The 8,868-nt window shown below is 51.7% G+C and carries 7 protein-coding genes, 1 pseudogene and 1 riboswitch; of the genes and pseudogenes, 3 read left to right on the top strand and 5 right to left on the bottom strand.

Annotated elements, in window-relative coordinates:
* Nucleotides 1–127: 127 nt before the first annotated feature.
* The 5 genes and pseudogenes from C2M35_RS12015 to C2M35_RS11995 form a co-directional block, all read right to left on the bottom strand.
* Complete coding sequence (locus tag C2M35_RS12015) at nucleotides 128–1,240, bottom strand: succinylglutamate desuccinylase/aspartoacylase family protein (protein WP_105265456.1); 1,113 nt, start codon at nucleotides 1,238–1,240, stop codon at nucleotides 128–130.
* A gap of 4 nt (nucleotides 1,241–1,244) precedes the next feature.
* The gene (locus tag C2M35_RS12010) at nucleotides 1,245–2,450 is read right to left on the bottom strand and encodes a PLP-dependent decarboxylase (protein WP_105265455.1); all 1,206 of its coding nucleotides are present in this window, start codon (nucleotides 2,448–2,450) and stop codon (nucleotides 1,245–1,247) included.
* Nucleotides 2,450–3,189 (bottom strand): annotated as a pseudogene (locus tag C2M35_RS12005) (2,3,4,5-tetrahydropyridine-2,6-dicarboxylate N-succinyltransferase). The gene C2M35_RS12010 and the pseudogene C2M35_RS12005 overlap by 1 nt, the downstream one beginning before the upstream one ends.
* Nucleotides 3,190–3,196: 7 nt before the next feature.
* Complete coding sequence (gene dapA, locus C2M35_RS12000; protein WP_105265454.1) at nucleotides 3,197–4,093, bottom strand: 4-hydroxy-tetrahydrodipicolinate synthase; 897 nt, start codon at nucleotides 4,091–4,093, stop codon at nucleotides 3,197–3,199.
* A 128-nt stretch (nucleotides 4,094–4,221) separates the two neighbouring features.
* A riboswitch (Lysine riboswitch) is annotated at nucleotides 4,222–4,412 on the bottom strand.
* A 131-nt stretch (nucleotides 4,413–4,543) separates the two neighbouring features.
* Entirely contained in the window at nucleotides 4,544–5,419 is an 876-nt protein-coding gene (locus C2M35_RS11995) for a TraB/GumN family protein (protein ID WP_105265453.1), read from the bottom strand.
* Between the two features lie 493 nt (nucleotides 5,420–5,912).
* On the opposite strand from C2M35_RS11995, the gene ilvG reads away from it, so the two are divergent.
* Genes ilvG through C2M35_RS11980 form a run of 3 tightly spaced genes read left to right on the top strand, consistent with a single transcriptional unit; the run spans nucleotide 5,913 to nucleotide 8,787 of the window.
* Nucleotides 5,913–7,574, top strand: a complete 1,662-nt coding sequence (gene ilvG, locus C2M35_RS11990) for an acetolactate synthase 2 catalytic subunit (RefSeq protein WP_105265452.1) — start codon at nucleotides 5,913–5,915, stop codon at nucleotides 7,572–7,574.
* Entirely contained in the window at nucleotides 7,571–7,813 is a 243-nt protein-coding gene (gene ilvM, locus C2M35_RS11985; RefSeq protein WP_105265451.1) for an acetolactate synthase 2 small subunit, read from the top strand. The genes ilvG and ilvM overlap by 4 nt, the downstream gene beginning before the upstream one ends.
* A 50-nt stretch (nucleotides 7,814–7,863) precedes the next feature.
* Nucleotides 7,864–8,787 carry a branched-chain amino acid transaminase gene (locus tag C2M35_RS11980; RefSeq protein WP_105265450.1) on the top strand — a complete coding sequence of 308 codons (924 nt, stop codon included), beginning with the start codon at nucleotides 7,864–7,866 and terminating at the stop codon, nucleotides 8,785–8,787.
* Nucleotides 8,788–8,868 lie beyond the last annotated feature (81 nt).

Genomic DNA, 8,868 nt, shown 5'->3' with positions numbered 1-8,868 from the left:
CAGCGCTTGCAGCGCATTTCTACTGTGTTGTTACATGTTTATGTAGAACAACTACACCACACATGTACCGCCTTGTATAAATTCGCTACAAACTGCTGCAGAAACAAACAGCAAAGGTCAACAGACCCTATAACTCGAAGGTATTAGTAAAGAATTTGTAGAGTTCGGTGCCCTGATTCACACTGGCCGAGGCAAAGTGCAAAATAGCGATGGCATCCTGGTCGAAACGCAGGGTATGAAGTGGCTCTTCACTCAAATAGCGCTCCATTCGAAGAATACGGGCAAAGGCATCACCCGCCTTCAGGTGCTCGCCCAATCCTGCCAGATATTCGATCATCCCGCCCATGGGCGCATAATAGGCCACATAGTCTTTCAGATAACAGGCGTGGCGCTGCATGGTTTTAGGCTGATAGGCCGCATCCACAAACACGCCCTGATAATTCAAATAGCTTAGTATGCTTTGTGCATCGTCCAAGGCTTCGGTCAAATCAATGCGCTCCTGTGAGCCCAGCTCCACCGTGTAGGCTTCTACTGGTACTTCGAAGTCGCGGCCCTGACGTTTTAGCTGGGTTTGCAGCTGCCACCAGGGGCAAAATGCCGCTTCATCCATGGCGCCGTCGAATTCATTGGGGATCAAGAGCACGTGCTCAATATTAAAATAACGGGCGCTGGCACGGGCATACTCGGGGCAATACAGGTGCTTGGCGGAAATAGGACCTGTGTGCAGGTCGAGTACTATATCCGCCTGATGCGCTAGGCGTTGTAGATTCAGGGCAATACGCTTACCGGTAGTTAAGGCATGCTGTGGGCCGTTTAAACGCTGCTCCACTTCCTCAACCAAGGCCGCTTTAAAGCCGTCCCGCAATTCTTGATCGGACAGGCCGTCGCTTTGCTCGGCAAAACGCCTTACCAGCTCGGTATTGTAATGATATAAGCGGTTCCAGTTTACGCCGGTAATGGGGTCGAAACGACCTAGGGTAAATTCCCCCGACTTTTGGTTACAGCCGATGGGGTTGGCATAAGGCACCAGGGTGATATCGCCCCGTAACCCTAAGTTTTTAAGTTGCTCAAGCAGCTGATAAATAACCGCATTACCCTGTACTTCGGCGCCATGCATATTGGCCTGAATATAGACGCTCTTGCCACTGCCATCGCCTTTTAGGCGGTACACGGGAATGGTCAGGGGTAAACCATTGGCGATTTCACCAACCTGAATATTTTGTTGCTCAATTTTGTTCATGCGACTATCTCAAATAACTACTGGGCGCAGCGCTTTCGCGCAAGAGGTGCAAATTGCCGTCGGCTATTACATACTCGGCCGCCAGAGGGTGGCAGAGGAAAAACGGCATACTCTCGGTAAAGCCATAGGCGCCGGCCTGAAAAAATACCAGCCAGTCTTGCTCGTTAATATCTTCGGGGAGCATGTGCGTGCCCAAAGAATCCAATGCCGTACATAAGGGACCGTGAATATTGAAGGCCCGGGTCGGCGCTGTACTTGTTCGCAATAGGGCGCAAGGGAAAGCCTGGCCTGCCACAGCAGGGCGCAGTATATGATTGATGCCACCGCTGACAATTAACTGCTGCTCGCCATAGTTCTCCTTTTGCTCGACTACGGGATTGAGGTAATAGCCACATTCGGCCACCGCATAACGACCTAGCTCCATCCATAGTTCCTGCACGCCGCTTTCGCGCTTGATTTGCTCAAGCGCTGTCAGTACATCCTGCCAGGCCAGGGGCTCACTTTCGTCGTCATAGGGCACGCCCAGACCACCGCCTAAGTCCAGCACCTGCATGGCAAAGCCAAGCTGCTCACTTAGGGCCTGAAGTGGCGGCAGCATCTGTTGCCATAGATGTAATAGCTTGTCGGCGCTAAGCATATTGCCCCATTGGAAAATATGCACGCCGATACAGGTTAGTGCCGGATAGTCCGCCAGGTAAAGGCCGTGCCATTGTTGCGGGTCGAGACCAAAAGGGGTGAGGGTATCACCGCCCAAGGGGTTTTTTTCACCCTTGGGCCAGCGCAATTGCACCCGCAGTAGCAGCTTAAGCTGTACCTTATGAGTCTGCGCCGCTTGGTTTAGCCAGCGCACCTGATTAAGGCTTTCGGCCACAAAGGTGCGCACGCCAAGGGCGATAAATTCATCGATTTGTCGCTTTGATTTCGCCGGGCCGGTATTCAACACCTGCTCCGGGTTAATTTGTTGTGCCAGTACCTGATGCAATTCGCCACTGCTGGCCACGTCAAACTGAAAGCCCGCCTCGGCCAGGGTGCGTATGATGCGCGATAAAGGGTTGGCTTTAACCGCATACCAGAGCTTGACCACGTCTTGGGCCATCAGCTTATCCAGGTGCTGGCGTAAGGCGTCAAGATCGTAGACAAAGCATGGCTCCATCTGCTCTTGGGCGATGCACTCGAGGTGCGTTTGCAGCTCGGTACCGACAGGAAGCATTAGCGTAATACCTCTTCCAGCGCGAGTGATGCATCGCTTTGCTCATCGCGGTATTTCACGATTAGGGCACAACTCATCGACAGGCCTTGTTCACGCCCCCAGGCGCTTGAGCTTGGACGTGAGCCCGGGATCACTATGGCGTTTTCCGGGATGGGTTCCCCCTTGTTGAGCTGACGCTCATTGACACAGTCGTACACCGGAATGGTGGCACTTAGGCGCACACCCGGCGCCAGTACTGCGCCTTTTTTCACTACCACGCCTTCAACGATAACGCAGCCGGCGCCAATAAAGGCGTCGTCTTCGATCACCACAGGGCTGGCACCGATAGGCTCTAATACGCCACCGAGTTGCACCGCAGCGCTAAGGTGCACATTTTTACCCACCTGAGCACAAGAGCCCACAAGCGCATGGCTGTCGACCATGGTGCCTTCATCGACAAAGGCGCCAATATTGACATAGGCCGGTGGCATTATGATGGTGCCAGGGGCCACATAGGCGCCGCGACGCACCGAGGTACCGCCCGGTACCACGCGAACATTGTCTTCGGCGCTAAAACCGCGCGGTGCCAGGTTGTCTTTATCGACAAAACCGCCAGGGAATTCGGTATTGGTGCCGTTTTTAAAGGCTTCAAGAATGCCTTGCTTAACCTCGAATTGGCCTGCCATTGACCATTTTCGTCTTGTGATGCGGCGCGAACGGCGCCCGTTTCTAAATTATTAAGAAGTTCTAACCAGCTCATGAAAATATTAAACCTGTGTTGAATGCCAAGATGTGATGCTGTCGTGTACGCGTAAAAGTGGTTGTAAATCGCTTAGCTCCGCATGAGTTAACGGGGCGCGCAGAGTTGGCGTATTGATGCGCCCAAGGGCGTGTAACAAGCACTTTGTCGGAATAGGGTTGCTGACATGAAAGAGCGCCGCCACCGCCTCGCGCCAATGCAAAAAGGCATTGTGGCTTTGCCCTTGCAGGCTTAACTGCACAAAACGGTGCGTTGCTTGCGGCCACACGTTGGCAGCAACCGAGACCAAACCGGCGGCGCCGGCCTGAGCGTAATAGGGGATCAGTGCATCGTCGCCGCTGAAAATAGCCAGTTGCGGTGCCGCAAGACGATATTGCTCAAAGCAGTCGATGCTGCCGCTGGCTTCTTTCAATGCCCAGCAGCGCGGGTGATCTTGCAACTTGCCGAGTACCTGCGGGTCCAGGCTGACCGCGGCGCGGCCGGGGACGTTGTAAAGCATGCAGGGGTGTTTGCTGGCATCAAGCAGAGCGCGAAACCATAGCTCTTGTCCTACTGGACCTGGTTTGGCATACAAGGGGGCGCCAAGCAAATAGGCGTCTATCGGGTAGTCATTGCAAAAGGTCAGCCATTGGCGCTGTGCTTCAAGGTTGTAACCACCTACACCGACCATAATCGGGGTGTTCAGTTCCAGGGCGCAAATGTGTTGCACCACGGCTTGTTGCTCGGCCACATCTAGGGCCAGGGCTTCGCCAGTAGAGCCCAGGATCAGCACGCCATTACCGGCTGCCGCTTGCTCTTGTGCCAGCGCGCTTAGGGCGTCAAAATCTATGCTGCCATCTTCAAGCAACGGGGTGATCAGTGCTGTCCACAGCACAGTGTGTGATAACGATTGAGTAGTTGTCATCTCATCCGAACTTAGTGCGAGTTCGAGAGCAACAAAGGGAAGTGGTTTCCGCATTCGCCGACTCGAACAGGTTAAATTCGAAGAGCGAATGGGCTTAGACGTAACAAAGCCTGCCGGCCTGTTATGTTAAGACCAGAAGCTCTCCACCAAATATATAGCAATGTGTGCTATTGGTGACAGTCGCCGGGATTCAACCCAAGCGCCCGAGGGAGTATTAAGCAATTTACCTCACCTCTCGGCGTACATCCCCCTCATTATGAGTCGTTGGAGTTTGCTCTCCTCATCATAACTACCTGGATGACGCACCTCTTCTAGCCCTTGCGGCCATCTAAATGGCCGAATCAATAGGGTGCTTTTTTATTCAAACACTTTCCATGCCACGCTGTCAACGCCCATGGCGACACAAATTTTCACGCCTCCCCATGTTGTTTGGCGCGCATGGGTTTGAAATTAGATGCGTGAGACCTTAAAACCTTGTGCCTGTAGCAGCTTGATTAAGCCGTTTTCTTCACCCAGATGCAGGGCGCCAACGGCGATAAATAATGATTGCTTCTGCAGTGTTTTTTCCAATTGTTTTATCCACTTATGGTTGCGCTCAATTAAGAGTACATGTTCATTAAGCTGGCCATATTCGGAGTCGTCAAAGGACTGTTCATAGGCCTCGGTGAGCACGGATGTTTCGCCCTTTTTCCAGCCGTTGATCAGACGTAAAAAACTCTCATCAAATTGATTGAGCTGGCGTAAGGTATCGGCAACCATGAGGTCCGAATGCTCTTCTAGTACGGTAAACATTTCCAGTTGTTGTTCGAGAGATTCCAGCTCGATAATGGCCTTGTTTTTTTGTTTGGCGCTGGCCAGTACTTGCTTATCTATGCCGAATTCGTCTGAATAACCGGCATTTTGCAGCTCAATCTGCATCATTGTAAGTAGCACGGCCCAGGGTTTTAACGAGGAAAACATCTTGATATTAATATTTTTTTCGCCAAAGTATTGGTCCAGCTTCTGGTAGCTTTGCGGGCTTAGCTCCGAGTCCAGAGTACGGCCATTTTGCAGCATTAAAAACGGCATGGAGCGCTGTTGAATTTGCACCGCAGACAGGGCAGTTAAATCAACTTCCACCACCACAGCATCGCTGTTGCTTATGGCTTTTTCTATCTTTTGTGGCAGGCCCTTCATGCTGGTGTCGCCAACATGTACTGTGCCGAATAAGTACGAGGTTTTTCCCTGCTTTTCCACCTGCCACAAAGCCGGTGTCAGTTCGGCGAAAGCGGGCTGGGTAAAAATAATAAACAGGCAAAAGAGCCAAAATGCAGTTAATTTTTTCATCGTGTCATCCTTAAACTAGAGTCGCCTCTGAGTGTACCCGAGTTAACTCATAAAACCCATTGACCGAAAAATAATTGCTAGAAATTAATCAGCTAGTGCTATCGGTAAGTGAAGGTAAGTTATATGCAGTTGAGGGCTGTAAGGTTGATAGGTTTAAATTTTAGGTTGTTTAAGGGATTTTTTATGCTTTTTAGTCCTTCTTTGATTAGGATTTTGCATTGTTTTTGTAGTTGACTTACACGGGTGCTCGCGGTACTAATAGAAAAAGAGCGACGGCCCAGCCGTCCATTAGATTTTTTAATTAGACTTAGAACGAATTAATTTATGCTTAACCTGCTATCAAGCCTAGTCCTAGTGATTAACACCGTGGTGATTATTATTACCGCGGGGGCTTCGTAGTGCGTTAAAAAATTAACACGCTTAAGGCCCCCCGCACTGAAAAGTTCGGGGGGCTTTTTCGTTTCAGGGCCAACACATTGAGGAATGAGGAACAATGACCGGCGCAGAATTAGTAGTAGAGATATTGGCAAGGGAAGGAATAAATGAGGTATTTGGTTACCCAGGCGGAGCCATCATGCCCATTTATGACGCCTTGTATGAATCTCAGGTAACTCACTATCTTACTCGTCACGAGCAAGGTGCCGGTTTTGCCGCAGTAGGCTACGCCCGTAGCAGTGGCAAGTTGGGAGTTTGTATGGCCACTAGTGGCCCGGGCGCAACCAATTTGATCACCGCTTTAGCCGACGCCATGATGGACTCTGTGCCTCTGTTGGCGATCACAGGTCAGGTTCCCACCGCCGCCATCGGCTCCGATGCCTTCCAAGAGGTGGACGTTTTGGGCATGTCGCTGTCCTGCACCAAGCACAGCTTTATGGTAGAGCGCAGCGAAGATTTGGCGCCCATACTGCAACAGGCCATTCATCTTGCTCAAAGCGGTCGTCCCGGCCCTGTGCTGGTGGATATCCCCAAAGATATCCAAATGGGTGAAGCTCGATATCAGCCCTGGCTGGCCGATAGCGAGGCGCGACAGCAGCCGTGTCAGGAACAGGTGAACAAGGCCAATCAGCTACTCAGCGAATGCCAGCGCCCGGTCGCGTATATCGGTGGCGGCGTTCAGGCCGCGGATGCGCAAGCCCAACTGATGCAGTTTTTGTATAAAACCCAGATGCCGGCGGTACAAACGCTAAAAGCCCTGGGCAGTGTGACACCAGACTATGAACTGAACCTTGGCATGCTAGGCATGCACGGCGGTGAAGCAGCCAACCTGGCGGTGCAGCAATGCGATCTATTGTTGTGTATCGGCGCACGCTTCGACGACCGGGTGACCGGTAACCTGACTAAATTTGCCCCCAATGCCCAGGTTATTCACCTGGATATAGATGCCGCCGAGGTGGGTAAACGCAAGCCTGCCGCCGCCTCTTTGGTGGCTGATTTAAAAGCCTCTTTGCCGCAGCTGCACTGTTTTGTCACCGAGCCGAATTGGTGCGCGCATATCACCGCCTTGGCACAGCAGCATGCATGGCGCTATGACTATCCTGGCGAAACGGTTTACGCCCCAGCCTTGTTGAACAAACTGTCACAGCGCTTAAGTGCCGATGCGGTGGTTTGTTGTGATGTGGGTCAGCATCAGATGTGGGTGGCCCAGCATATGCAGTTCTCTCACCCTAGCAATCACTTAAGCAGTGGCGGTGCTGGCACCATGGGCTTTGGCCTGCCGGCGGCCATAGGCGCCAAAATAGCGCGCCCGAACGATATGGTGCTGACGGTATCCGGCGATGGCTCAATCATGATGAATATCCAAGAGCTGGCCACCATACGCCGCAATAATTTGGATGTGAAAATTGTGGTGATAGATAACCAGCGTCTTGGCATGGTACGCCAGTGGCAGCAGTTATTTTTCGCCGAGCGCTACAGTGAAACTAATCTTTCGGATAACCCGGATTTTGTCGCTTTGGCGCGAGTATTCGGTATCGATGGACAGTGCATCACCCATCAGGAGCAGGTAGATGAAGCGTTAGATGCCATGCTCAGCAGTAAGGGCCCGTATTTACTGCATGTATGCATAGACGATAAAGACAATGTTTGGCCCCTGGTTCCACCGGGTGCCGCCAATGACCAAATGATGACCCAAGCCAATAGCGAGAAAAAACCATGAAACACCGTTTAACCCTAAACGTAGCGAATCAAACCGTGGCCGTGGAGCGTTTCCTGCGAGTGGCTCGTCACCGTGGTTTTAAACTGACCGCCCTGGAATTGGCCTGTGACCAAGATCAATTTGCGGTCAATATCACGGTAGATAGCGATAAACCTATCTATCTTTTAACACAGCAGCTCAATAAATTAGTAGATGTGCACAGTGTCACCACGGCACAGCTACAGCAACAAGCAAGTTAGTCCGCGTCCATTGGCAACGCGAGAATTGAATTTTAAAGAAGGTACAACACATGACACAAAGCTCTGAACTGATTTGGCATAACGGCGAAATGATCCCCTATCAGCAAGCAACGACGCACGTATTAAGCCATGCGCTGCACTATGGCAGCTCGGTATTTGAAGGTGTTCGCGCCTATGACACGCCAAACGGTCCGGCAATTTTCCGTTTAACCGATCACCTTAAGCGTCTTTATGATTCGGCCAAGATCTACCGTATGGAAATTCCCTTTACCTTAGAGCAACTCACCCAGGCCTGTAAGGATGCGGTAAAGCAAAATGGCTTTAGCGATGCTTACTTGCGTCCGTTTGCATTTTTGGGTCATGTGGGCCTGGGGATCAACCCTAAATCCCGTGTTGCCGATGTCACCGTTGCGGCGATGCAGTGGGGTGCCTATCTGGGCGAAGACTCATTGGCGCAGGGCGTGGATGTGTGTATTTCTTCTTGGAACCGTCTGGCTCCTAATACCATGCCAACCGCCGCTAAAGCAGGTGGTAACTACTTGTCATCACAGCTTATCTCAGGTGAAGCCAAGCGTAACGGTTATGTTGAAGGCATCGCCTTGGACACCAATGGCTTGCTGAGTGAAGGCGCTGGTGAAAACCTCTTCGTGATCAAAAACGGTGTGCTTTATACCCCGCCGACCACAGCCTGTATCCTGCCTGGCCTGACGCGCGACACCATAATGACGCTGGCTAAAGAGCGTGGTTTTGAGGTGCGCGAAGAGGCAATTGCTCGTGAAGCCTTATATCTGGCCGATGAGTTTTTTATGACAGGCACAGCGGCAGAAATCGTTCCGGTGCGCAGCGTGGATCAGATCCCTGTTGGTCAAGGTGCGCGAGGCCCTATCACCGAAGAGCTGCAAGCAGCATATTTTGCTTTGGTTAAAGGGCAAAGCCCAGACCCTCGCGGCTGGTTGGAATACGTAAACGACTAAGTTTGTGGCAGCGCATGGGCGTTGCCGAATTTTTGGGAATGAGGAAAGCCGATTCAGTGAATCGCAAAAAATATCGAGGTA

The organism is Pseudoalteromonas sp. T1lg76 (genome assembly GCF_002964725.1).
GTDB lineage: Bacteria > Pseudomonadota > Gammaproteobacteria > Enterobacterales > Alteromonadaceae > Pseudoalteromonas.
This window is presented reverse-complemented; position numbering and strand designations above follow the sequence as displayed.